Genomic DNA, 25,079 nt, shown 5'->3' on the forward strand with positions numbered 1-25,079 from the left:
TTGCTTTATATAGTGTATATAATACTTAAAGGCTATATCTTGTTTAACAATAAAAACATACTTATAACTGGTGGAACAGGTAGTTTTGGAAAAAAATATACAGAAATTTTACTCAAAAAATATAAACCAAATAAGATTATTATCTTTTCAAGAGATGAGCTTAAACAGTACGAAATGGCACAAAAGTTTAACAACCCTTGCATGAGATATATGATAGGTGATGTTAGAGACTTAGATCGCCTCAAAAAAGCCATGTATGGAGTTCATTATGTTATTCATGCAGCAGCTTTAAAACATGTACCTATTGCAGAATATAATCCAATGGAGTGCATTAAAACAAATATAAATGGTGCAGGAAATGTCATCGATGCTGCCTTAGAGTGTGGAGTTCAAAAAGTCATAGCACTCTCTACTGATAAAGCCGCAAGTCCTATTAATTTGTATGGTGCAACGAAACTTGCAAGTGATAAACTTTTTGTAGCTGCAAACAACATCAGAGGTGCAAGAAGAACAGAGTTTTCAGTAGTGAGATACGGAAATGTTGTGGGAAGTAGAGGTTCTGTTGTACCTTTATTTAAAAAACTTATTAGTGAAGGTGTAACAGAACTTCCTATTACTGAAGAGCATATGACTCGTTTTTGGATTACGCTAGAACAAGGAGTAGAGTTTGTACTAAAAAACTTTTCACGCATGCAAGGTGGAGAAATATTTATCCCAAAAATCTCTTCTATGACTATGTTAGATTTAGCCAAAAGTTTAGCTCCCAATTTAGGTGTCAAAATCATAGGAATACGTCCTGGTGAAAAACTTCATGAAATCATGGTTCCAAAAGATGATAGTCACCTTACTTTAGAATTTGACGACCATTATGTAATTCAACCAAGTATTATATTTACTCAATCTAATGACTTTACATGTAACGCTCTTGGAGAAAAGGGAAAACCTGTAAAAATAGGTTTTGAGTATAGTTCTGAAACCAATTCTCAATGGCTAGATGCAAAAGGTCTTTTGGAGATGATTGACGCATGATTCCTTATAGCAGACAATCTATAAATGAAGAAGATATCAACGCAGTTATAGAGACTTTAAAAGGTGATTATTTAACTGGCGGGAAAAAAGTAGAAGATTTTGAAAGTGCCTTATGTGAATATCTTGGTGTCAAATATGCTTGTGTTATGAACTCTGCAACTTCTGCTTTACATATAGCATATAAATCTATAGGTTTAAAAGAAGACGACGAGGTTATAACAACTCCTATTACTTTTGCAGCAACTGCAAATACCGTTTTGATGACCGGAGCAACTCCGATTTTTTGTGATGTAAAAAGTGATGGCAATATAAACGAAGAAAAAATAGAAGCGTTAATAAACAAAAACACCAAAGCTTTAGCTCCAGTAGATTTTGGTGGCAACCCAATAAACATAGATAAAATCAAAGAGATTTGTAAAAAACATCAACTCTACCTCATCCAAGACTGCTCACATGCACTTGGAAGTGAAATAGATGGTAAAAAAGTAGGAAGCGAAGCTGATATTGCTATTTTTAGTTTTCATGCCATAAAGCCAATTACAACTTGTGGAGAAGGTGGGGCAATTGTTACAAACAATAAAGAATTATATGAAAAATCTAAACTTTTTAGAAGTCATGGAATAATAAAAAAACAAGTTTGGAATTCTGATATGATAGAGCTTGGGTACAATTACCGATTAAATGATGTAGCTTGTGCTCTTGGACTGTCACAACTAAAAAGACTTAATACTTTTATAGAAAAAAGAGCTGCAATAGCAGCTTATTATGATGAAAAATTTCAAAAAAATCCTTACTTTTCTCCTATCAAAATTCCTTTACATGTAAAAAGTGCATATCATCTTTACCCAATTTTACTAGATAGAAGTTTATGGTGTGCAAAAGAGGATATTTTTATAGAGTTACAAAAAAAAGGTATTGGTGTGCAAGTTCATTATAAACCAACCTATCAATTTTCTTATTATAAAAACTTATTTGGTGAAATGAAACTTCAAAATACAGAAGAGTTTTATAAGGCTGAGCTTTCAATCCCTTGCCATCAAGAGATGAATATGGAACATGCCAAATATATAGCTGATACTCTTTTAGAGATTTTAGAAAAACATAAAAGATGTAAAACATGAGAATAGCAATTATCCCAGCACGTGGGGGAAGCAAAAGGATACCTAGAAAAAATGTAAAAGATTTTTTTGGTAAACCTTTGATTGCTTATAGCATTGAAGCCGCACTTAAATCAAAACTTTTTGACAGAGTTATCGTCTCAACCGATGATGAAGAGATAGCTACTATTGCAAAAGATTATGGAGCAGAAGTTCCCTTTATGAGACCCATTGAGCTTAGTGATGATTTTACTCCTACTATTCCTGTAATTGCTCATGCAATCAACGCTACATGTAAAGAGTTGAATGAAGTTGAAGCAGTATGCTGTATCTATGCAACCGCACCTTTTGTACAAGCAAAATTTATCACAGAAGCTTATAAAAAACTAACAAAAACTCAAAGTGATTACTGCTTTAGTGCTACTTCGTTTGCTTTTCCAATCCAAAGAGCTATCAAGCTACAAAATGAAAAAGTAGAGATGTTTTCTCCTGAACATTTTAATACAAGAAGTCAAGATTTAGAAGAAGCATATCACGATGCCGGACAGTTTTATTGGGGAACACCAAAAGCTTGGTGTGAAGGAAATCCTATATTTGCAGATAAATCTACACTTACTCTTTTACCAAGGTATCTTGTTCAAGATATTGATACTTTAGAAGATTGGAAACGAGCTGAACTTATGTATAAGGTGCTCCAAGATGAGAGTATTATTTAGATCTGATAGTTCAAGTTCTATTGGACTTGGACATGTCATGAGAGATTTGGTTTTAGCTGAAAATTATCAAAATGATGAAGTATTTTTTGCATGCCAAAACTTAGAAGGCAATATAAATGAGAGTATTCCATATCCTGTACATATACTCAACTCAAATGCACCTGAAGAACTTATAACACTCATAAAATCCTTACATGTAGACTTACTTATAATAGACCACTACGATATTGATTATAAAACTGAAAAAATTATAAAAGAGAAAACAGCTGTTAAATTATGCTGTTTTGATGATCAATATAAAGAGCATTTTTGTGATGAAATTATAAACCACAACATAAGTGCAGATAAAAACAAATACAAAAATCCTCAAATTGTCAAAATCATCCCTCCTCTCATTCGAGAAGAATTTAAAAAAGAAAAAAATATACAAAGAGAAAAGATTTATGATGTTCTTGTAGCAATGGGGGGAGCCGATACTACAAATATAAATATATCTATCTTAAAATGCTTACCTGATTCTTTACATGTAAGCGTTCTTACAACAAGTGCAAATTCCAACTTAGATGCATTAAAAAAATATGTTACATGTAGAGATAATATATCCTTACATGTAAACTCAAACGAAGTTGCAAAACTAATAAACCAAAGCAAACAAGCTATTGTAACGCCAAGTGTAATGGTTCATGAAATTCTTTTTATGGATATCCCTTTTGTAGCGATTAAAACAGCTTCTAATCAGGACGATATATATACATATCTAAAACAAAACAACTATAGCACTATGCCCAAATGGGATGAACAAGAGTTTAAAAAATGCCTAAAAATATAAATTTTATAGATTTAAATGAAAAAGAGATACACTTAGTACTATCTTGGAGAAATACTCCTCATATAAAAAAGTGGATGCATACCCAAGAAGATATCACTTTAACAGACCATCTTAACTTTATAGAAACTCTAAAACACAATAAAAGCAAAGACTATTTTTTAGTAAAACAAGATAATATATATCTTGGTGTAATAGATTTAAATGGAAATTTTTTAGGTATTTATGCAAATCCTGATTTAAAAAAAGTGGGAGATATACTGTTAAAACAGATAATAAATTTTGCTTTTTCTACAAAAAAATTACCTGTTTTAAAAGCAGAAGTTTATAAAACCAATACACCTGCTATCAAACTTTATACAAGATTTGAATTTAAAACTATTAAAGAAAATGAGAAAATGCTAACAATGGAGTTGAGTTATGAAAATAGGTAATTTTGATTTAACAAAAGATGGAACTTTTATCATTGCTGAACTAAGTGCAAATCACAATGGCAGTCTACAAAATGCACTTGACACTATCAAAGCTGCCAAAGAGACAGGAGCAAATGCAATTAAGCTTCAAACATATAGGGCAGACACTCTTACACTTGATTGTGATAAAGATGATTTTATTATCAAAGGGGGAACTCTTTGGGACGGTAAAAAACTTTATGATTTATACAAAGAAGCTTATACTCCTTGGGAATGGCACAAAGAGTTGTTTGAGTATGCTAGAAGTTTAAATTTAGATATATTTTCTTCTCCATTTGATAAATCAGCAGTTGATTTTTTAGAACAATTTAACCCAAGTTGCTACAAGGTTGCCTCTTTTGAAGTCACAGATTATGAACTAGTGAGATATATAGCAAGTAAAAAAAGACCTATCATCATATCCACAGGAATTGCCACATTTGAGGAGATAGAAGATGTTGTTGAAATATGTAAAGATGAAGGCAATGAAAATATCATCTTATTAAAATGTACCTCAGCATATCCAGCACCTCTAGAAGAAGCCAATCTCAATATGATACCTAATTTAGCTAAGACTTTTGGTGTAATATCAGGATTTTCAGACCACACCTTAGGAACTACTGCACCAATAGCAGCAGTAAGCCTTGGAGCAAAAGTGATAGAAAAACATTTTATCTTAGACCGTTCAATCGGTGGAGCTGATGCAGATTTTTCTTTAGATAAAAAAGAGTTCACACAGATGGTAAAAACTATCCGTGACACTGAAAAACTTCTAGGATCTGTTGATTATAGTTTAAGTGAAAAAAAACAAAAAAGTAGAGCCTTTTCACGCAGTCTTTATGTATCTAAAGATATAAAAAAAGGTGAAATTTTTAGTGAAGAAAATGTAAAAAGTGTAAGACCTGGATATGGTATGCACCCAAAATATTTAAAAGATATATTGGGTAAAAAAGCAAATAAAAATTTAGAGTTTGGAACTGCACTTAGTTTAAAAGATGTTTTATGAAAAAAATAGCAATTTTTGGGCACGATGCAGGAGGAAGTGAACTTCTTATTGAGCTTTTAAAAGCTTCTTTACATGTAGGGGAATTTAAAGTTTTTTGTGAAAAAAATTCGCCTTGTTACAATATCCTAAAACAAAAGAATTTAACAAAATATCTCAATCTAGTTGAACCCTCAAAAAAATTTGTATTTCAAAAGTTAGACAAACTAAATCCAGATATGGTTCTTTATTCTACAGGTTGGCAAAATCATACTGAATATCACTTTTTATCTTATGCAAAAAAACATAAAATACCAAGTATTGCCTTTTTAGACAATTGGACAAATTATCGCGAACGTTTTGGATACCCTGCTTCTAACTGGAAAAAAAAATTTCCTGATTATATTGCAACACATGATGAAACAAGTGAAAAACTGGCAAGTTCATTTGGTTTACCAAATCTAATTTCTATAAAAAATTACGCACTTATAAATCAATTAGAAAATTTTAAAAAAACTCTTATTAAACAAGAAGATACTTTACTTTTTTTAAGTGAACCTACGGCTAAAGTTGCAAAAAAAACTTTTAATGACCCATACTATTGGGGTTTTGATGAAAGTAATGTATTTCAAAGTATTTTAAAACATAAAAAAGAATTCAACTGTGATAAAATTGTTGTACGATTGCATCCATCTGACATTGCTGATACTTATACCAATATAGAACCAAATATTAGTATTTCAACAGCTTCTCTCGAAGAAGATATAGCTCGTGCAAAAGTTATCATTGGGATAGACTCTTCAGTGCTATATTTAGCTTTTTTATTAGGCAAAAAGACCATTGCTTTTGTACCTTCTACTAATCGTGATTTTCATGTACCCTTACCCAAAGCAAACCAAATATGTACTCTTGAAAATCTAAATATGAACTCCATAATTATAAACAAAAAAAATACAAATAACTACGGTATGGAATTTGCTTCATTTATTAAAAGAATTCTAGGATAAATATGCAAAAATCTCTTAGTGCTGCAATCATTGGAGCAGGAAGTATTGGTGGACTTATAGACACTCCAAAAAGTTCAAATACTGCAAGTCATGCCCATGCTTATACTAAAGAGTCATCTTGTTCTCTTGTAGCAATCTGCGAACCAGATAAAAACAATCAAAATGAATTTAAAAAACGTTGGGGAGAATTGAATACTTACGAAAATAGTAGTGAGCTTTTTGAAAAAGAAAATATAGATATATTGTCTATCTCATCACCTACAAAATTTCATGCTAAAAATCTAAAAGAGGCTTTACATGTAAATACAATTAGTCATATTTTATGTGAAAAACCTTTAGTTGAAAACCAAAAAGAATTAGACGAACTAAAAACAGAATTAGAACTAAATGATAAAAAAATCCTTATAAATCTAATTCGCCGATATGACCCTTCTTTTATACAGTTACAAACACTTATCAATGAAAAAAAATGGGGAAAAATTTTAGATTTTCATGGCACATTTACAAAAGGTTTGTTACACAACGGTATCCATATGCTTGCTGTCTTGTCACATCTTCTTGGTTGTGTAAACAATGTAAAACCTTTACATGTAAACAAAGATTTTTTAGTTGAGTGTGATAATGTAAAAGGGACTCTTACATGTATAGAAAATATAGATTATTCTATATTTGAATTAGATATTATTTTTGAACATGCAAAAGTAGAAATTAAAAAAGGTGGTACAAAAATATCTATCTATGAAAAAACTCCTTCTCCTTTGTACGAAAATTACTTTACTCTCACTCATAAAGAGACTCTTAAAAATACTTTACAACACTATGCAAGCAACTCTTTATCTTTTTTACTTAAAGAAAACTCTTCTACATGTAAAGCTATTTTAAAAGAACATATAAAACTACATGAGATTATTTACGAGGTTATAAAATGAAATTAGCAATTAATGGTGGAGAAAAGTTAAGAGAAAATCCTTTTCCCGCTTACAATACAATTGACAAACAAGAAGAAAAAGCCGTTTTAAAAGTTTTAAGAAGTGGCAAACTCTCGACGTACCTAGGAACTTGGCATGAAGATTTTTATGGAGGAAGTGAAGTTCAAGCACTCGAATATGAGTGGGCAAATTTTTTTAATGTAAAACATGCAATTAGCGTAAACTCTGCAACTTCAGGTCTTTATGCTGCTATTGGTGCCATTGGCATAAAAGCAGGTGATGAAGTTATAGTAAGTCCATATACTATGAGTGCTAGTGCAACAGCAATACTTCTTTATGGTGGAATTCCTGTTTTTGCTGATGTAGAAGATAAGTACTTCTGTATAGACCCACAATCTGTTGAAAAGCTTATCACTCCAAAAACAAAAGCTATTATGGCAGTAGATATATTTGGACAAACTGCTGATTTTAAAGCTCTTAAAAAAATTGCACAAAAACATAATTTAAAAATCATAGAAGATTCAGCTCAAGCACCAGCTGCAAAACTTGGAGATAAATTTACTGGAACACTTGGTGACATAGGAGTATTTTCACTAAACTATCATAAACATATACATAGTGGTGAGGGCGGAATTATAGTTACAAATGATGATGATTTAGCATTTAAAATGCAACTTATTAGAAACCACGGTGAAACCGTTCTTGCTGCTAAAGGTTATGAGGATAAAAAAGAGTTACACAATATGCTTGGCTTTAACTTTCGCATGACTGAGATAGAAGCAGCCATAGCAAGAGTGCAGCTCTCAAAACTAGATGAATTAATAGAACAACGCATAGACAATGTAAAATATTTAGAAGAAAAATTACAAAATATACCTTGTTTAGAAATTCCACCTCTTAGAGATGAAGCTAAACATGTTTATTACATACATCCTTTGCTTTTTAAAGAAAAGAGTATTGCTTGTCATAGGAACAAGTTTATAGATGCAGTAAAAGCTGAATTACCTCCGACTCTTATGAGAGATGATAGTCCTGTACTTTTAAGTTATGGTTATGTGAAACCACTTTACCTCCAACCTCTATATCAAGAGAAAATTTGTTTTGGGGAGTATCCATTTTCATTGAGCGAGAGAGTTTATAAAGAAGGCGACTGTCCTGTATGTGAAAAACTACATAACGATATACTTATTACTCATGAGCTTATGCGTCCTGGTATGAGTAAAGAAGACTTAGATGATGTAATAAAAGCATTTGAGAAAGTATGGAAAAACAAAGAGGAATTGTTGTGAGACTTGAAGGAGAAAGAATATATCTGAGAGAATTAAGACTAGAAGATGCCCAAGGCAATTATCCAAATTGGCTTAATGACCCTGAGGTTTGTCGCTATAATTCTCATGGCGATATTTTATACACCAAAGAGATGGCAAAAGAGTATATAAAAAGTATACAAAACAGTCTTACATGTAAAGTATTTGCTATATGTGAAAACGTAGATGAAACCCATATTGGCAACATCTCATTGCAAAATATATCTGTTAAAAATAAAAACGCAGAATTTGCCATACTTATGGGAGAAAAATCATTTTGGGGAAAAGGTTATGCAAAAGAAGCTAGTGATATGTTATTAGAATACGGATTTAACAACCTCTGTCTTCACCGTATCTATTGCGGAACTAGTGAAGCTAATACTCCTATGCAAAAACTAGCACATGCTATGAATATGGAAAAAGAAGGCGTAAAAAAAGAAGCTCTGTTTAAAGACAATAAATTTTATGATGTATTTGAATATGCAATAGTGAATGAAACCCAAAAATAACCGATATTAGGTTAATTGGGGAACATTAAGGAAAAATTATGATTCTAAATAAAAATGATACTAAAACTAACAATAAATATGGTAAACCTTTACATGATAAATATCTAAGATACTGCACACGTTGTTGTATGCCTAGCTCAAATGAAGGTATGCAATTTGATGAGCTTGGTATTTGTCTCGCTTGTCGAGCACAAGAAGAAAAGATGCATATAAATTGGAAAAAACGTGAAGCTACATTAAAAAATATTCTTGAAGAGTATAAAAATAAGTCTGGCTCTAATTATGACTGTATTATTCCAATCAGTGGTGGAAAAGACAGTGTTTTTCAACTGCATGTACTTACAAAAGTATATGGAATGAAACCACTCGCAGTTACTTTTAATCACAATTGGTATTCTGAGATTGGAAAATATAATCTTGAAAATGCTTTAGAAAAATTAGGTGTAGACCATATTATGTTCACTCCAAGTAAAAAGCTTGTTAAAAAATTATTTGTAAAATCATTTTATAAAATAGGTGATTCTTGTTGGCACTGTCATGCAGGAGTAGGTGCATTTCCTTTACAAATTGCTGTTAAATTTAACATCCCTCTTCTTATATGGGGAGAATCTGTATGTGAAGTGAGTGGTCGTGCAAACTTTACAGATAAAGTTATGAAGTTTGATAGAGATTATTTTACAAAAGTTTCTGCAAAACTATACCCTGAACAAATGATAGATGATGAAATTACAAAAAAAGATTTACACCCATTTGAACTCCCAAGTTATGAAGATATTGAAAAAGTAGGAGTTGTAGGACTTCATTTAGGGGATTATCTCTTTTGGGATGATGAACGACAAATGGAATATATAAAAAAAGAGTACGACTGGAAAGAAGAACACAGACCTGGTCACTATAAAGGTTTTAAAGGAAATGAGTGTAAATTTGAAACTTTACATGATCACATGAAATTTGTTAAAAGAGGTTTTGGACGAGGAACTGACCAAGCAAGTGCAGATGTAAGAGCTGGTCTTTTAACAAGAGAAGAAGGCTTTGAAATATCTAAAAAATATGACCAACAACGCCCAAAATATTTAGATGAATTTTTAGAAATGGCAAATATAACAGAAGATCAATACAAAATGGTACTAAAAGCTATGAGAGAAGGTAAATTTAAGGATAGTGATGATTAGCGACTTAAAAAAATTAGATGCAACTACTCTTTTAACACTTTTAAAGACAAAAAAGATTAGCCCAAAAGAGTTAGCGTACACGTACTTAGAACATATAGAAAAAACAGACCAAGATATAGGAGCATGGGAGTTTATAAATAAAAAAATAATTGATAAACAACTAGCTAAAATAGAAAAACTAGATCCAACTTCTCATCCTTTATGGGGTCTTCCAATTGGGATTAAAGATATATATAATACCTTTGATATGCCAGCACAAATGGGTTCACCCATATGGAAAAATTTTACCCCTGGTAATGATGCTAGAGTAGTCCATTACTTAAGAAGAAATGGTGCTCTTATTTTAGGTAAAACTGCAACTGCAGAGTTTGCTGTACATTATCAAGACAAAACTAAAAACCCTTTAGATTTAACAAGAAGTCCAGGAACAAGTTCTAGTGGTTCAGCTGCTGCAATAGCTGCAAATATGGCTCCAGTGACTTTTGGTTCGCAGACTGCTGGTTCTATTGGTAGACCGGCTAGTTACTGCGGTATTTATGGATACAAGCCAACTTTTGGGATACTACCAAGAATAGGTGCATTAAAAACAACTGACTCATTAGACACTCTCGGATTTTTTACTAAAAGTGCAAATGATCTCAAACTTATTTTAGATGCATCAAGGGTACATGGCCAAAACTACGAATATGTACATAAATATTTAGATAATTATCAAGAAAAAAAGAATAATAAATTTAAAGTAGGAATTGTAAGACATCCTAAATGGCACTTAGCAGATAATTTTGCCAAAAAAGAATTTGAAAAATTTGTAGAAAATATAGCTAATCCAAACTTTGAAATAGAAGATGTAGCTAATCCGCATCAATTAGAACAAATACATGATATTCACGCTACTATTTATGATAAAACACTTTCTTATTATTTTAAAGAAGAGTATAAAAAACATACACTTATAAGTCCTGTCTTTTATGAAATTATAGAAAGAGGAAATAAAATTACTGCTGAAGAATATCAAACAGCTATACAAATACAAGCCAAAATGATAATAGATATGAATGAATACTTTTCAAAATATGATGTATTACTAACAATGACAACTGCACAAGAGGCCCCTGTAGGGCTTACAACTACTGACACAGCCGATTCAAATTTAATTTGGACATATTTAGGAATGCCAACTGTGTCAATGCCTCTTTTAAAAGGTAAAAATGGCTTACCAATAGGAGTATTAGCAATAGCCAAAAAATATGATGATTATAAACTTCTAGATATAATAAAAAAAATAACATAAGGTAACACAATGGAAAAAGAAACACTAAAATTAGATCCAAAATTTGAAAAAAACCTTCAAGCACTTTTTAAGGTAAATGCACCTCTTGCTACATTACTTTTTGAACTAACTACCCATAAAAAATATGAAGTTTTTCAGGGAAAAGATCCTCTAGATATAAATATTTTGGATACAAGCACAAACTCTTTTTTTTATGTAGCTCCAAAAGAAAATGTTTTATCTTATGTAAAAGAAAATGTAGACAAAGAAACCCTTCCATTTAGGTACTTTTTGGGATTTGGTAATGGAATAGTTATTAATGCTCTTCTTAAATCACCACAATTAAAAAGAATTTTAGTTATAGAGCCTGATATTGAGATTTTATATATAGTTTTACACTTATTTGATATGGCAGAGTACATCATAAATGGTAAAATTGTAATTGAATTACTTAAAAATCTTGATTATACACGTGCTGTTTTTTATCTTAGTCACTCTGAAGGCAAAATATATGCAAAACTATTTGAAATCGAAACTAACACACCTTATTATAATGAACATTATTTAGATGAAATAAAACAAGCTAGTAAAATTATGGCTGATGCTTTTTACTCCGTGATAATAGGTCATGGAAATTCTGCAATAGATTCTTTGATGGGAGTAGAACACCATATACAAAACTTACCACTTATGATAAAAAATACAAAAATAAGAGATTTTGTTGGCAAAAAATTTTGTAATACAGCAATAGTAGTATCAACAGGTCCTAGTTTATCAAAACAAATCCCTTTATTGAAAAAAATTCAAAACTATGTAACTATTTTTTGTGTAGATGCTAGTTTTCCAATATTGGAAAAACATGGAATAAAACCTGATTTTGTCACTATCCTTGAAAGAATACCAGAAACTGCCAAATTTTTTGAAACAAATACAAAAGAATTTCAAAGCGACGTCAATTTTATAATTGTATCTATCGCTCATAAAAAAGTTATTGATGCCATTAAGCATGGTAACAAAGTAATTCAAATGAGACCTCATGGATATACGCAATATTTTGAATTAGATGATTTTGGCTATGTTGGTGTTGGTATGAGTGCTGCTAATTTAGCTCATGAATTTGCAATTGCTTTAAAAATTCCTAATATTATTTTAATAGGTCAAGATTTGGCATTTGGTGAAGACAATACCTCTCATGCAGAAGGTCATCTCTATGGAGAAAATGAAGAAAATATTCATGGTCACGAAATATATGTAGAGAAATATGGAGGAAATGGGAAGATACGGACTACTGAATATTGGGTCTTATTTAAAAACTATTTTGAAAGAGCAATAATAGATAGTAAAAGCTATGCAACTACAATTAACTGTACAGAAGGTGGGGCTAGAATTCCACAAACTGTTGAATTAAGTTTTAAGGATGCAATAGAAAAAGTTATTGATACAAAAGTAATAAAAGAACCTATTTTTACACCCCCAACTTCACTAGATGAACAAAAGCTATTAACTGAACAATTTATAGAAAAAATAAATTTTTGGATTAAAGACTCTGTTGAAAGACAAGAGAAAATTGAAGAAGTATTTATGATAGTTCAAAATAAGTCTGAAGACTTTCATGATAAATTAAAAAAAGATAAATTAAATCTACTATCTAAAGATAGTCTGATCCCAATAATAGAAGAAATTGATAGCATAAAAGAATATTTTGAAGATAAACAATTTTCAGAATTATATGTTGATTCTATTCAAACATATATTTTACATTTAGAATTAGACTTAGTACTTACTCAAATTAGGAAAACTTCAACTGAAGAGGAATTAGTTGTTAAGATGGTAGATTGGATTATGCAACATAGATACTGGCTTTTCTCCTTAGCTGGTGGAATCCAAGCCGTTAGAGATACTATTATTCAAGCAACTTTAACTTGGGATAAAAACTTACAAAGTAAATTAATTATTCCTAACAAAAAAGAGATTCCAATAGATAAGAAAAAATTTAACGAATTAAAAGCAATTGTGGAAAAAGAGCAAGAAAAATTAAATACGGAAATTATTGTAAAATAAAGGATGAAGTAACACTTCATCCTTATATTCGTTAAAATTACTACTGAAGTAATCTTAAAACGTTTTGTTGAACAGCATTCGCTTGACTCATTGCATAACTACCAGACTGCGCTAGAATGTTAAACTTAGAGAAGTTAGCTGATTCTGCAGCAAAGTCAACATCACGGATATTTGATTCAGCCGATTTAACGTTAACCTGAGTAACAGAGATGTTATTTATAGTTGCTATAAGTTGATTTTGAGCAGAACCAAGATCAGCTCTTACACTATCTAATTGTTGTGTAGCAGCTTCAGATATATCCATAACTGACATTGCACCTTTCAACGAAGTAACACCTACACCAATACCACCTGCAACATCAGCACCGTTTGTTGAAACAGAAAGTGCACCTATTGCTTCTGCATCACTACTTGTTATATTACCTAGAGCATCAGCAAGGTTAAGTACAGCATCAACACTTGTAGAAGTCATAACACCACCACCATCTGATACCGTGATATCACCTGCACCAAATTTACTTAGTGTTAAACGTCCGTAAGTATCAGCTGATAAGTTACCACCTCCTGAACTAATATGGATACCTCTACCATCAATAGAAGTAAGTGTTAATTTACCTGCATTATCAATTGAAGCAACAACACCTGTTCTATCTGAAGATGCATTAATAGCATCAGTTAAACGACCATCTGAATCCGCAGCTTTAACTCCACTTACGGTACCAATGTTAATACCATTGATAGAAATAGCAGAAAAATCACCAGCAGCAACTTGAGCAGCATATTTTTGCTCAACAGTATAACTAGCTTTTACACCTGTAGAATCAGAATTTTTGTTTATAGCTGCTGCTAATACACCCATACCACTACCAGCAGAATAATCCATAGCTACAGTTTCAAGAGTAGTAGTTTGTCCATTAGCACTAAAAGCAAGAGTCATACTACCTGCTTGAGTAATAGTATTGTATGTTTCATAACGAACATTACCAACTTTAGCAGAGTTCGTAGCACCTATACTTGCTTTAACAGTCTGATTTGAATAAGCACCTACTTGGAATTCTTTATTTGTAAAAGAACCTGATAGAAGTGCTTGACCATTAAATGATGTTTGCGTAGCAATATTATCTAGTTGCTCTAACAATCTATTAATATCACCTTGGATCGCTTTTCTTGTTTTAGTAGTTTGACCATCTTGAGCTGCTTGAGTAGCTTTAGTTTTGATGGTATCAAGAATTTTTAGTTGCTCATCCATAGCTTTATCAGCTGTTTGAATAATACCAACCGCATCATTACCATTTGAAATTGCTTGACCCAAAGCACTCGCTTGTGAACGAAGTGAATCCGCAATCGCCATACCAGAAGCATCATCTGCCGCTGTATTAATTCTAAGACCAGAACTTAGTTTTGATAGTGAACTATCTAAACTTCTATTGTTCATAGCCGAAGCCGTGTGTGCGTTAAGTGCCGCAACGTTTGTGTTAATTCTAAAACCCATGATAAATCCTTTTATCTATTTGATTTTCAGTGGCATCCTTGCCATTGATATAAACAAAATCGACTACTAAAAGAAAAACTTTATAGTTATAACTGTTTTTTTTTGCTACAATCACAAAAAAGTTTGCAGACATATAGGTAGATAATGAAAAATTTAATCATAGTGGAATCACCCACTAAAGTAAAAACAATCAAAACTTTCTTAGGGAAAGATTATGCAGTAGTCGCTTCTAAGGGACATATTAGAGATTTACCAAAGAGTAGTTTTGGTATTAAAATAGAAGATGGAGTATTTGTTCCTGAGTATAGAACACCTAGAGATCACTCAAAAGTTGTTAAAGAAATCAAAGATTTAGCAAAAAAAGCAGAAACTATCTATATCGCGACGGATGAGGATCGTGAAGGTGAGGCTATAGGTTTTCATATAGCAACCGCTATTGGAAAAGACCCAGCAGAACTTCCTCGTATAGTTTTTCATGAAATTACAAAAACAGCAATAAAACATGCACTTGAGAACCCTAAAAAATTGGACTTTTCAAGTATAAACGCACAACAAACAAGACGTTTACTCGATAGAATAGTTGGTTATAAGCTTTCTCCATTACTTGCTTCAAAAATACAAAAAGGATTAAGTGCTGGTCGTGTTCAAAGTTCTACTTTAAAAATAATAGTAGATAGAGAAAAAGAAATCCGTGCTTTTAAACCAGTTGAATTTTGGTCTCTTGATGGAATATTTGATAAAAATATAGAATCTATCCTCACAAAATTTGATGGGGAAAAAATAGAAAAAATGACTATCAGTGGTGGAGACAGAGCAAAAGAGATAAAAACAAGATTAGATAATGAATCTTTTGTTGTAGCTTCTATCGATAAAAAAGAGAGAAAAAGTTCTCCAAGTCCTGCATTTATGACTTCAACATTACAACAAACAGCATCAAGTTCACTTGGATTTTCTCCGAAAAAAACAATGATGGTAGCACAAACTCTTTATGAAGGTGTAAAAACACATCAAGGAACAATGGGTATTATCACTTATATGAGAACTGACTCTTTAAGTGTTGCAAAAGAAGCAATTGAAGCTGCACGTGAGCAAATACTTAATAGCTATGGTGAAAAATACTTACCTAAAGAAGCAAAATACTATAAATCAAAAAGTAAAGGAGCTCAAGAGGCACATGAAGCAATCCGCCCTACCCTTATAGACTTTACTCCTGCTATTGCAAAAGACTATTTAAAACCAGATGAGTTAAAACTTTACTCACTTATTTACAATAGATTTTTAGCATCTCAAATGAACTCAGCTAGATTTGAATCTCAAAGTATCATCTTTAAAAGTGAAAGTGGAGAATTTAAAGCAAGCGGTAGAAAACTTCTTTTTGATGGTTTTTATAGAGCTTATGGAGTAAGCGATAAAGATAAACTTCTTCCTGATTTAGAATTAAATCAAAGTATAGAACTTACAAAACTTGAAGCAAATCAACACTTTACTGAGCCTCCTTCAAGATACTCAGAAGCAAGTTTGATTAAAAAAATAGAAAGTCTTGGTATTGGTCGTCCTTCAACTTATGCCCCAACAATTTCAACACTTGTTGCAAGAATGTATATAAGTATAGAAAAAAAACAACTCATCCCTAGTGAAAATGCTTTTACAGTAATTGACCTTTTAGAAAAACACTTTTCTGAGATAGTAGACTCATCTTTTACATCCAATATGGAAGAAACGCTTGATCTTATTGCTGAAGATGAAGCTGATTGGCAAGAAGTACTAAACAAATTTTATGAACCATTTATGAAAAAAATTGAAGATGGAAAAGCCAATATAAAAAGTTTAAAAGTAATCACCCCTACAGGTGAAGACTGTCCTGATTGTGGTGAACCTCTTGTAAAAAGAAAAGGACGTTTTGGCGAATTTATCTCATGTAGTACTTTTCCAAAATGCAAATACACTAAAAACTTAGGAAAAAAAGAGAAAAAAGAAGTAGTAACACTAAGTGTAAAATGTCCTGAATGTGGCAGTGGGATAGTAGAAAGAATCTCTCGTAGAGGGAAGTTCTATGGATGTTCTGCTTATCCTAAATGTAAATTCATATCTAATTACGAGCCAATAGATGAAACTTGTACAGAGTGTGGTGGAATGATGACAAGAAGAGAACTCAAAACAAAAATAGTCAAAGAATGTATCAAATGCAAAAATAAGATTGAAAATGCAAAATAATACAATCTTTTTCTGCTCAATTTGTAATGTTTCTAGTGGAAGCTGTAATGAAGATTGTAGTTTTTGTACACAAAGTGTCAAACACAAAGCAGATATACAAAGATACAAATACAAAGATATTTCACAAATCGTAAATGAAGCAAAAAAAGCAAGAAGTCATGGAGCTACTGGATTTTGTTTAGTAACTTCAGGCAAAGGTTTAGATGATAAGAAAGTAGCATTCATAAGCGAGGCTACAAAAGCTGTAAAAAAAGAGATAGAAGAGTTTAATGTTATAGCTTGTAACGGTACTGCTTCATTAGAACAACTAAAAGCTTTAAAAAAAGCTGGAGTAGACTCTTATAATCATAACTTAGAAACTGCCGAAGATTACTATCATACTATATGTACAACACATACTTGGCAAGAAAGATTTGATACATGTAAAGCTGTAAAAGAAGCCGGATTAAATCTTGTAAGCGGAGGAATTTTTGGCTTAGGAGAGAGTGTGGAGCAAAGAACTTCTTTTATAAATTCTCTTAAACAACTCAATCCAAAAACCGTTCCATTAAACTTTTATCATCCAAATCCTGCACTTCCTTTAAAGGCTGAACCTTTAGATATAGATGAAGCCCTTGAACTTATCAAATGGGTAAGAGCTGAACTTCCAAATGTTAAACTTATGGTTGCAGGAGGCAGAGAGATAACATTTAAAGAGCGTCAATCTGAAATATTTGAAGCTGGGGCAAATGCAATTGTTATTGGAGATTATCTTACTACAAGTGGTGAGGCTCCAACAAAAGATAAAGACATGATTGAATCTCTTGGTCTAAAATTAGCAAAAACGCATCATGGCTGAAATCTCAATTATCTTTTCAATCTCGGCAATACTATTTTTATCGCCTTTTTTGTCAAGGTACTTAAGAATTCCTACTCCTTCTCTTGAAATTATATTAGGAACACTCGCTTCATACTATGGTCTTATAAATGATTTTTATCTGTTTGAACTTATAGCACATATTGGCTTTTTTTATCTTATGTTTATGGCAGGAACCGAAGTCGATTTAAAAATGTTTATCAAAATTGACAAAGACCTTTTAAAAAAAGGGGTTTTATATCTTGTCTTTTTATACATCATATCTACTATATCTGTTATCTATCTTGGCATGAGCAAAATTTTGATTATCATTGTTCCAACACTCTCTGTAGGACTAATACTTGCCTTATATAAAGACTATGGTAAAAATAAAGACTGGCTCAACTTGTCCATGATAGTGGGAAGTATGGGTGAACTAGTCAGTATTTCCTTACTCACTTTTGCTGGTGCTGCACTTGAATTTGGTATAGGTCTTGAGCTGTATAAAGCTGTTGCTTACCTTATTATACTCTTAGGTGGCATTGTTATTATCTTTAAACTTTTGCATGTTCTCTTTTGGTGGTATCCTGAAATCAAAACGTATCTTATGCCTCATCTTGATAAAGAAGAGCAAGATTTAAGACTATCTATGGGACTCTTTTCTCTTATGATAGGTCTTATGATATGGCTTCATCTTGAAATTGCATTTGGAGCGTTCATTGCCGGTATTTTTATTGCAACATTTTTTGAACATAAAGAAGATTTACCACACAAAATTTCATCTTTTGGATTTGGCTTTTTAGTTCCTATTTTCTTTATATACATAGGTTCTACTTTTAACGTACTTACTTTAGGCATAGAAGGCGTTATTCCAACAGCCATAGAAATAGTAGTGCTTATGATTGTAGCGCGAGCTTTTTCTTCTTTAGTATTTATAAAAGTACTTGGAAAAGTTGATATCTTTAGTTTTGCACTATCTCAATCAATGCCTCTGACTTTAATGATAGCTGTTGCTACGATTGCTTATGAATCACATAGTATTGGAAATCTTTTATACTCTTCTCTTATTTTGGCTTCTTTGATAGAAGTTATTATATCTATGCTAGGAATAAAACTTATAGTATTTGCAAAAAACTATTATAAATCTAAACTTAATACATAGTTTAATAAATATCTATTTAAGCTAAAACAAATAAATTAATATTGAAAAAGTAATATTTTTATAATAAACTTATAGTAATCTAACTATAATAATAATATTAAATATGAGGAGTTTTTATGCCAAATAGAACTGTTACGATGATTGATAATAGGACAGGTGAAAAATATGATTTTCCTATTTTAGAGCCTACTATTGGTCCTGATGTTGTTGATATTTCAACATTTTATGGAAACACAGGTATGTTTACTTTTGATAGAGGATTTACTTCTACAGCAAGTTGTCGTTCTAAAATCACTTATATTGATGGAGGAAAAGGTCAGCTTATGTACCGTGGATATGATATAGCTTATCTAGCAACACAAAAAACATTTTTGGATTCTGCTTATCTTTTATTAAATAATGACCTACCTGATGAAGAAACATTGGCTAGCTTTACTGAAGAGATGAAAAAACGTTCTTTTATCCATGAAGGTATGAAAAAACTTTTTGATGCTTTCCCGGATAATGCACATCCAATGGCAATTCTTTCAGCTGGAGTTTCAGCACTTTCAACTTTTTATTTTGATCACTTAGATGTTGATACTCCTGAAGAATACATGGAAATGGCTCACAGAATAGTTGCAAAAATACCAACTATAGCAGCACTCTCATATAGATACTCTCAAGGGTTACCTGTTATCTATCCTGATATGAACAAAGGTTTTACTGAAAACTTTTTATATATGTTAAGAGGCTATCCTCATCATCATATTGATTTAAAACCAATAGAAGTAAAAGCTTTAGATACTATCTTTACTTTGCATGCTGACCATGAACAAAACGCATCAACTACTACTGTTCGTGTTGTAGCTTCTACTCATGCTCATCCATATGCTTGTATCGCTTCTGGTATCGCTGCACTTTGGGGTAGAGCTCATGGTGGTGCAAATGAATCTGTTATCCGTCAATTAGAGATGATAGGCTCAGTTGAAAATGTAGATAAATATATAGCAAAAGCAAAAGACCCTGATGATCCATTTAGACTTATGGGATTTGGCCACCGTGTTTATAAAAACTTTGACCCAAGAGCTACAATTTTAAAAGAGATTCAACAAGAATTAGTTCAAGAGTTAAATCTAGATACTGGCTTAATGGCTGTTGCTAAAAAAATAGAAGAGATAGCCCTAAGCGATGAGTATTTTATAAAACGAAATCTCTATCCAAATATCGATTTTTATTCAGGTATTATCTTACAAGCTCTTAAAATTCCAAAAGAGATGTTTGCTGTGATATTTGTTATAGGTAGAACTCCAGGTTGGATTTCACAATGGATTGAGTTAAAAGAACAAGACAATATCAAAATAGCACGTCCTAGACAACTCTATCTTGGACCACTAGATAGAACACCAAAGTACTAAATATCTTTACATGTAAGGGATAAAACCTTTACATGTAAACTTACTTCAATGTAAACTTATATCCATCTTTTTCTTTTTGTAAGTCATATAAGTATTTGCCATCTAACGCAACAACTATTCTATAGTATCCACTATGTTTTCCTATAGTTATAGATTTAAAATTGTTTATTTTTAAATTATAAACTTTTGTATAAAAAGAGAGTTCTCTTTTAAAGTCAATTACTATTTTATATGGTTTTGTTACTAAAAAATCGCGTATCTTTTTATCTTTTGTTTTTATATGTAACTCTTTTCCAACGATTAAAAAAGAGACAATATTTTTGAAGTTTATTTTTGTTTTTTGTTTTTCTATTTTTTTTGGCTCTATTTTAGTTTTTTCTTGAGTTTGCATTACAATTGATTGATTTACATCTTTTACTTTTTTCAATATCAGCTCATCATGCCAATCAATTTTTTTATCAATTCTTACATTTGTATGTCCCATAGAACCATCTAAATTTTGAAAATGTAATTCTACACTTTTTAAAATTCTTGCACTACTTGGTAATTTAATTTTTGCATCACTAAAAATTTTTCTTGTATCTTTTTTGTATATTGCTTTACCTGTAGTAGCTGAAGTCTCTACTGATTTAAAAGGATTTTCGCGCCCAAACAACGAAATGGTGAATACAATCAACATCATTAAAACATATTTGCTTTTCATTCTGAATATCCTTTATTTTCTGGGTCTAAATCTTTGAGTTCAAAATACTCTTTTTGCAAAATAGCATTTTTATCTTTTAAACTTTCTACTCTTTGTTCTAAGCTTTGCTTATCTGATTGAAGATTCAGTAAAACATCCAAAGAACTTTTTCCAAAAAGCATATCACCAACATAAATACCAAAAACAGTAACAATAGCTACAAGAGCAAAGATTTTCAGATAAAAAGAGACCCCTTTTGAGTCTCTCTTTTCTGTTATATCTTCAAACTCTTCTAGTATTTCACTCATTATTTAAATAATTTTTTTCCTAGATACTCGCTACCATTTAACTCTAAATCGATTTCCATGAGTCTATTGTATTTAGCGATTCTATCACTTCTTGCTGTGCTTCCTGTTTTTATCTGACCACAGTTAAGTGCAACAGCAAAATCAGCTATAAAAGTATCTTCACTTTCACCACTTCTGTGACTCATTACACAATTATAATTGTTTCTTTGAGCAAGTCTAATTGTTTTCATAGTTTCACTTACTGTTCCTATTTGATTTGGTTTAATCAAAATAGAATTTGCGATTCCTTTATCTATTCCTTCTGCAAGAATTTTTTCATTTGTTACATATAAATCATCACCAACTAGTTGAATCTTATCACCTAGTTTTTCAGTTAAAATTTTCCAGCCATCCCAATCATCTTCACTTAAACCATCTTCTATAGAAACAATAGGATATTTTGAACATAAATCAACATAATAATCTGCTAACTCTTCACTGCTCAATGCTCTATTTTCACTTTTTAGTAGATACTTACCAGATTCATCTACAAGTTCACTTGCAGCAACATCTAGTGCTATACAGATTTGCTCTCCTGCTTTATAGCCTGCTTTTTCGATTGCTTGCATGATTACTTGGATTGGTTCTTCATTTGATTTTAGATTTGGTGCAAAACCACCTTCATCCCCAACCGCTGTTGATTCACCCATGTCATTGATGATTTTTTTAAGATGATGATACACTTCTGCACTTGCTCTAAGCCCTTCTTTAAAATCTTCAAAACCTACAGGCATTACCATGTACTCTTGAAAATCTACAGAATTATTAGCGTGCTCTCCACCATTGATAATATTTAACATTGGAACTGGAATTGTGATTGCATTTGCTCCACCTAGGTATCTATAAAGTGGCATTCCTAAGCTTTGTGCAGCTGCACGAGCTACTGCCATACTTACACCAAGTACTGCATTTGCTCCAAGATTACTATAGTTCTCTGTTCCATCTAACTCTTTCATAACGCAATCAATTAAACCTTGATCAAATGGATTAAAACCTATAAGTGTGTCAGCTATTTGAGTATTAACATGCTCACATGCTTTTAAAACACCTTTACCCATATAACGCTCATCTTTATCTCTAAGCTCTAATGCTTCTCTTTTTCCTGTACTAGCACCACTTGGTACTATAGCATTTGCTACTGTTCCATCACTTAATGTTACTGTTGCTCTTACTGTTGGATTACCCCTACTATCAAGAACTTCATCAGCACAAATCTCATCAATAAATATCATTCATATATCCTAAATTATTTTATATAACTAAGCAAGAATCAATCTGATTCTTCCAACTCTACTATTTCGCCCATACCCATTGCATCTTTGATTTTAGTTTCAATCTCCAATGCTACTTCTTTATTTTCTTTTAACAATGCTTTAACATTTTCACGACCCTGACCGAGTCTCATTTCACCATAACTAAACCAAGCACCGCTCTTGTCTATAATGTCAAGTTTCACACCATAATCGACAAGTTCACCCTCTTTGCTTATACCTTCACCAAACATGATATCAAATTCTGCTTGACGAAAAGGAGGTGCAACTTTGTTTTTTATAACTTTTGCTCTTGTTCTGTTTCCTATAACTTCTTCACCTTGTTTCAATGTTGCAATCTTTCTTACATCGATTCTCACTGAAGCATAAAACTTTAGAGCATTACCACCTGTTGTAGTTTCAGGACTTCCATAACCCATAGTTCCTATTTTCATACGAATTTGGTTAATAAAAATTATAGTAGTGTTCATCTTATGAACAATACCAGTAAGTTTTCTTAGAGCTTGACTCATAAGTCTCGCTTGAAGACCAACATGAGTATCTCCCATGTCACCTTCTATCTCAGTCTTTGGAGTAAGTGCAGCAACTGAATCAACTACTATCAAATCAACAGCACCACTACGAGCAAGTGTCTCTACAACATCTAAAGCCTGCTCACCAAAATCTGGTTGAGATACTAAAAGATTGTCCGTGTCAACTCCAAGATTTCCAGCATATTTTACATCAAGAGCATGTTCTGCATCTACAAATGCACAGATACTTCCTTCTGCTTGAGCTTGTGCTGTTACCTGTAAAGCTAAAGTCGTCTTTCCAGAACTCTCAGGTCCATAAACCTCGATAATCCTACCCTTAGGAACACCATCAATACCCAAAGCCATATCAAGACCAAGTGAGCCTGTACTAATAGATGCTATTGGCTCAGTAACACGGTCGCCCAAACGAACAAGCGTCCCCTTACCAAATGCTTTATCTATCTGTTTTATCGCTAAATCTAGTGATTTCTTTTTTTTGTCATCGATTTCCATGAAGTTCCCTTTTATGTGAATTATTATTTTATCATTTTGTGCTTGAAAAAGTTCTTTAGAAATCTAAAGGACTTAAAACTTTATTCTTATTTATCTGTGAAACTACATGTGTATAGATCATAGTAGTTTCTATGCTCCTATGCCCAAGTAATTCTCCAATAGTTCTTATGTCTATTCCTGCTTGTAAAAGATGCGTTGCGTACGAATGTCTAAATATATGTGATGTTACCCTTTTGTTTATATTTGCTTTTAAAGAAGCTTGTTTTATGTTTCTTCCTAGTGTTTTTTCATGTATATGGTGCCTTCTTATCGTCCCACTTCTTGGGTCTTTAGAAACTTTGCTCATAGGAAACAAAAACTGCCATTTGGTTTCACGGTTTGCTTGGGGATATTTTTTTTCAAAGGCATATGGCATATAAACACTCCCAAATCCATCTTTTAAATCTTGCTTATGAAGTTTTAAAATTTCCTCCACCTGTACAAGAAGTCTGTTTTTTAACTTTTGAGGCAGAGGTATCGTCCTGTCTTTAAGTGATTTACTATCCCAAATATAGATTTTATCAAACCCAAAATCTATGTCTTTTACTCTAAGATTGAGCACCTCTTTCATGCGAAGTCCACAACCATACATCAAAGATACTACTAGATTATATACGCCATTTGTGTTTTCAATAACATCTTGAACCTCTTCTTTTGTCAATACTGTTGGTATGTGTTTTCTTGTCTGTGCCCTTAAAGCTTGGATATTCCACTCACTCATATCCACACCCAAAACTTCTTTATATAAAAACAATAAAGCAGAAAATGCTTGGTTTTGGGTGGTAGGTGATACTCTTTTTTTTACTGCTAAACTTGTAAGATACTGTTCTATCTCAACTTTTCCCATGTCGATAGGATGTTTTTTATCCTGAAAGAGTATGTAAGATTTTATCCAATGAATATAAGTTTTTTCTGTTGAAAGACTATAGTGTTTTACTCTAATCTTATCTCTAACAACGTCCAATAACTTTTTTTTAACTTCCACATTAAAACCTTTTTCTTAAGGGACATAATGTCCTTTTAATACAATTTAATACAAATACCTGACATTTTGTCCTGTTATCTACATGTAAAGCAATAAAAGGACATAAATTATTTAAGAATATTAGTAAAAAGAATAGAAAAGCAGTAAAAATATTGCAAATTGAAATATTTTTTGTGAATTTAGTGATTTAATAGGACACATTTTATGTCCTTTTAATGTTATCATTAAGGCTAATAGGTATATAATGTGCATTGAATAAATAGTTGTACGTTC

General features: G+C 31.9%; 23 protein-coding genes. 17 read left to right on the forward strand and 6 right to left on the reverse strand.

Features of this window, described 5'->3' with window-relative positions:
- The first annotated feature begins 39 nt into the window (after positions 1-39).
- Genes pseB through K354_RS0110625 form a run of 13 tightly spaced genes read left to right on the forward strand, consistent with a single transcriptional unit; the run spans position 40 to position 13,357 of the window.
- Complete coding sequence (gene pseB, locus K354_RS0110565) at positions 40-1,029, forward strand: UDP-N-acetylglucosamine 4,6-dehydratase (inverting) (RefSeq protein ID WP_024955469.1); 990 nt, start codon at positions 40-42, stop codon at positions 1,027-1,029.
- Entirely contained in the window at positions 1,026-2,150 is a 1,125-nt protein-coding gene (gene pseC / locus K354_RS0110570) for a UDP-4-amino-4,6-dideoxy-N-acetyl-beta-L-altrosamine transaminase (protein WP_024955470.1), read from the forward strand. Before pseB ends, pseC begins: the two co-directional genes overlap by 4 nt.
- Positions 2,147-2,842, forward strand: a complete 696-nt coding sequence (gene pseF / locus K354_RS0110575) for a pseudaminic acid cytidylyltransferase (RefSeq protein ID WP_024955471.1) — start codon at positions 2,147-2,149, stop codon at positions 2,840-2,842. Before pseC ends, pseF begins: the two co-directional genes overlap by 4 nt.
- The gene (gene pseG / locus K354_RS0110580; RefSeq protein WP_024955472.1) at positions 2,826-3,671 is read left to right on the forward strand and encodes a UDP-2,4-diacetamido-2,4,6-trideoxy-beta-L-altropyranose hydrolase; all 846 of its coding nucleotides are present in this window, start codon (positions 2,826-2,828) and stop codon (positions 3,669-3,671) included. Before pseF ends, pseG begins: the two co-directional genes overlap by 17 nt.
- Complete coding sequence (gene pseH, locus K354_RS0110585; RefSeq protein WP_024955473.1) at positions 3,656-4,102, forward strand: UDP-4-amino-4,6-dideoxy-N-acetyl-beta-L-altrosamine N-acetyltransferase; 447 nt, start codon at positions 3,656-3,658, stop codon at positions 4,100-4,102. Before pseG ends, pseH begins: the two co-directional genes overlap by 16 nt.
- Positions 4,089-5,126, forward strand: coding sequence for a pseudaminic acid synthase (gene pseI, locus K354_RS0110590; RefSeq protein ID WP_024955474.1), 1,038 nt, complete (start codon positions 4,089-4,091; stop codon positions 5,124-5,126). The genes pseH and pseI overlap by 14 nt, the downstream gene beginning before the upstream one ends.
- The gene (locus K354_RS0110595) at positions 5,123-6,109 is read left to right on the forward strand and encodes a glycosyltransferase family protein (protein WP_024955475.1); all 987 of its coding nucleotides are present in this window, start codon (positions 5,123-5,125) and stop codon (positions 6,107-6,109) included. The genes pseI and K354_RS0110595 overlap by 4 nt, the downstream gene beginning before the upstream one ends.
- Positions 6,110-6,111: 2 nt before the next feature.
- Entirely contained in the window at positions 6,112-7,038 is a 927-nt protein-coding gene (locus K354_RS0110600) for a Gfo/Idh/MocA family protein (protein WP_024955476.1), read from the forward strand.
- A complete protein-coding gene (locus tag K354_RS0110605) occupies positions 7,035-8,327 on the forward strand; it encodes a DegT/DnrJ/EryC1/StrS family aminotransferase (RefSeq protein WP_024955477.1) in 1,293 nt (430 codons plus the stop codon). Before K354_RS0110600 ends, K354_RS0110605 begins: the two co-directional genes overlap by 4 nt.
- Positions 8,300-8,854 carry a GNAT family N-acetyltransferase gene (locus tag K354_RS0110610; protein WP_084607367.1) on the forward strand — a complete coding sequence of 185 codons (555 nt, stop codon included), beginning with the start codon at positions 8,300-8,302 and terminating at the stop codon, positions 8,852-8,854. The genes K354_RS0110605 and K354_RS0110610 overlap by 28 nt, the downstream gene beginning before the upstream one ends.
- A 38-nt stretch (positions 8,855-8,892) precedes the next feature.
- Complete coding sequence (locus K354_RS0110615; protein ID WP_024955479.1) at positions 8,893-10,026, forward strand: N-acetyl sugar amidotransferase; 1,134 nt, start codon at positions 8,893-8,895, stop codon at positions 10,024-10,026.
- Positions 10,019-11,317, forward strand: coding sequence for an amidase (locus tag K354_RS0110620; protein WP_024955480.1), 1,299 nt, complete (start codon positions 10,019-10,021; stop codon positions 11,315-11,317). The genes K354_RS0110615 and K354_RS0110620 overlap by 8 nt, the downstream gene beginning before the upstream one ends.
- Before the next feature lie 9 nt (positions 11,318-11,326).
- On the forward strand, positions 11,327-13,357 hold the full coding sequence (locus K354_RS0110625; protein ID WP_024955481.1) for a motility associated factor glycosyltransferase family protein: 2,031 nt from the start codon (positions 11,327-11,329) through the stop codon (positions 13,355-13,357).
- Positions 13,358-13,397: 40 nt separating this feature from the next.
- On the opposite strand, the gene K354_RS0110630 is transcribed toward K354_RS0110625, so the two are convergent.
- Positions 13,398-14,849, reverse strand: coding sequence for a flagellin B (locus K354_RS0110630; RefSeq protein WP_024955482.1), 1,452 nt, complete (start codon positions 14,847-14,849; stop codon positions 13,398-13,400).
- A gap of 144 nt (positions 14,850-14,993) precedes the next feature.
- On the opposite strand from K354_RS0110630, the gene topA reads away from it, so the two are divergent.
- The 4 genes from topA to K354_RS0110650 all read left to right on the forward strand — a co-directional run bounded on the left by topA (position 14,994) and on the right by K354_RS0110650 (position 20,457).
- Positions 14,994-17,063, forward strand: coding sequence for a type I DNA topoisomerase (gene topA / locus K354_RS0110635; protein ID WP_024955483.1), 2,070 nt, complete (start codon positions 14,994-14,996; stop codon positions 17,061-17,063).
- On the forward strand, positions 17,053-17,901 hold the full coding sequence (locus K354_RS0110640) for a biotin synthase (protein WP_024955484.1): 849 nt from the start codon (positions 17,053-17,055) through the stop codon (positions 17,899-17,901). Before topA ends, K354_RS0110640 begins: the two co-directional genes overlap by 11 nt.
- Entirely contained in the window at positions 17,894-19,060 is a 1,167-nt protein-coding gene (locus K354_RS0110645) for a cation:proton antiporter (protein WP_037940657.1), read from the forward strand. Before K354_RS0110640 ends, K354_RS0110645 begins: the two co-directional genes overlap by 8 nt.
- A 116-nt stretch (positions 19,061-19,176) precedes the next feature.
- Positions 19,177-20,457, forward strand: coding sequence for a citrate synthase (locus K354_RS0110650; protein ID WP_024955486.1), 1,281 nt, complete (start codon positions 19,177-19,179; stop codon positions 20,455-20,457).
- 40 nt (positions 20,458-20,497) lie between these two features.
- On the opposite strand, the gene K354_RS14770 is transcribed toward K354_RS0110650, so the two are convergent.
- From K354_RS14770 to K354_RS0110675, 5 genes are all read right to left on the reverse strand, one after another.
- A complete protein-coding gene (locus K354_RS14770) occupies positions 20,498-21,160 on the reverse strand; it encodes an AMIN domain-containing protein (RefSeq protein ID WP_024955487.1) in 663 nt (220 codons plus the stop codon).
- Positions 21,157-21,447: a septum formation initiator gene (locus K354_RS0110660; protein WP_024955488.1), complete on the reverse strand. Its 291-nt coding sequence runs from the start codon at positions 21,445-21,447 to the stop codon at positions 21,157-21,159. Before K354_RS0110660 ends, K354_RS14770 begins: the two co-directional genes overlap by 4 nt.
- Positions 21,447-22,718, reverse strand: a complete 1,272-nt coding sequence (gene eno / locus K354_RS0110665) for a phosphopyruvate hydratase (RefSeq protein WP_024955489.1) — start codon at positions 22,716-22,718, stop codon at positions 21,447-21,449. Before eno ends, K354_RS0110660 begins: the two co-directional genes overlap by 1 nt.
- A gap of 38 nt (positions 22,719-22,756) precedes the next feature.
- Positions 22,757-23,776, reverse strand: coding sequence for a recombinase RecA (recA, locus tag K354_RS0110670; RefSeq protein ID WP_024955490.1), 1,020 nt, complete (start codon positions 23,774-23,776; stop codon positions 22,757-22,759).
- Between the two features lie 61 nt (positions 23,777-23,837).
- On the reverse strand, positions 23,838-24,806 hold the full coding sequence (locus K354_RS0110675; RefSeq protein ID WP_024955491.1) for an integron integrase: 969 nt from the start codon (positions 24,804-24,806) through the stop codon (positions 23,838-23,840).
- Positions 24,807-25,079: the final 273 nt, after the last annotated feature.

Source organism: Sulfurospirillum arcachonense DSM 9755 (genome assembly GCF_000597725.1).
GTDB classification, from domain to species: Bacteria; Campylobacterota; Campylobacteria; order Campylobacterales; family Sulfurospirillaceae; genus Sulfurospirillum_A; species Sulfurospirillum_A arcachonense.

Coding starts and splice junctions, on each gene's coding strand:
- pseC (WP_024955470.1), top strand. CDS start 1,026: ATGATTCCTTATAGCAGACAATCTATAAATGAAGAAGATATCAACGCA.
- pseF (WP_024955471.1), top strand. CDS start 2,147: ATGAGAATAGCAATTATCCCAGCACGTGGGGGAAGCAAAAGGATACCT.
- pseG (WP_024955472.1), top strand. CDS start 2,826: ATGAGAGTATTATTTAGATCTGATAGTTCAAGTTCTATTGGACTTGGA.
- pseH (WP_024955473.1), top strand. CDS start 3,656: ATGCCTAAAAATATAAATTTTATAGATTTAAATGAAAAAGAGATACAC.
- pseI (WP_024955474.1), top strand. CDS start 4,089: ATGAAAATAGGTAATTTTGATTTAACAAAAGATGGAACTTTTATCATT.
- K354_RS0110595 (WP_024955475.1), top strand. CDS start 5,123: ATGAAAAAAATAGCAATTTTTGGGCACGATGCAGGAGGAAGTGAACTT.
- K354_RS0110600 (WP_024955476.1), top strand. CDS start 6,112: ATGCAAAAATCTCTTAGTGCTGCAATCATTGGAGCAGGAAGTATTGGT.
- K354_RS0110605 (WP_024955477.1), top strand. CDS start 7,035: ATGAAATTAGCAATTAATGGTGGAGAAAAGTTAAGAGAAAATCCTTTT.
- K354_RS0110610 (WP_084607367.1), top strand. CDS start 8,300: ATGGAAAAACAAAGAGGAATTGTTGTGAGACTTGAAGGAGAAAGAATA.
- K354_RS0110615 (WP_024955479.1), top strand. CDS start 8,893: ATGATTCTAAATAAAAATGATACTAAAACTAACAATAAATATGGTAAA.
- K354_RS0110620 (WP_024955480.1), top strand. CDS start 10,019: ATGATTAGCGACTTAAAAAAATTAGATGCAACTACTCTTTTAACACTT.
- K354_RS0110625 (WP_024955481.1), top strand. CDS start 11,327: ATGGAAAAAGAAACACTAAAATTAGATCCAAAATTTGAAAAAAACCTT.
- K354_RS0110630 (WP_024955482.1), bottom strand. CDS start 14,849: ATGGGTTTTAGAATTAACACAAACGTTGCGGCACTTAACGCACACACG.
- topA (WP_024955483.1), top strand. CDS start 14,994: ATGAAAAATTTAATCATAGTGGAATCACCCACTAAAGTAAAAACAATC.
- K354_RS0110640 (WP_024955484.1), top strand. CDS start 17,053: ATGCAAAATAATACAATCTTTTTCTGCTCAATTTGTAATGTTTCTAGT.
- K354_RS0110645 (WP_037940657.1), top strand. CDS start 17,894: ATGGCTGAAATCTCAATTATCTTTTCAATCTCGGCAATACTATTTTTA.
- K354_RS0110650 (WP_024955486.1), top strand. CDS start 19,177: ATGCCAAATAGAACTGTTACGATGATTGATAATAGGACAGGTGAAAAA.
- K354_RS14770 (WP_024955487.1), bottom strand. CDS start 21,160: ATGAAAAGCAAATATGTTTTAATGATGTTGATTGTATTCACCATTTCG.
- K354_RS0110660 (WP_024955488.1), bottom strand. CDS start 21,447: ATGAGTGAAATACTAGAAGAGTTTGAAGATATAACAGAAAAGAGAGAC.
- eno (WP_024955489.1), bottom strand. CDS start 22,718: ATGATATTTATTGATGAGATTTGTGCTGATGAAGTTCTTGATAGTAGG.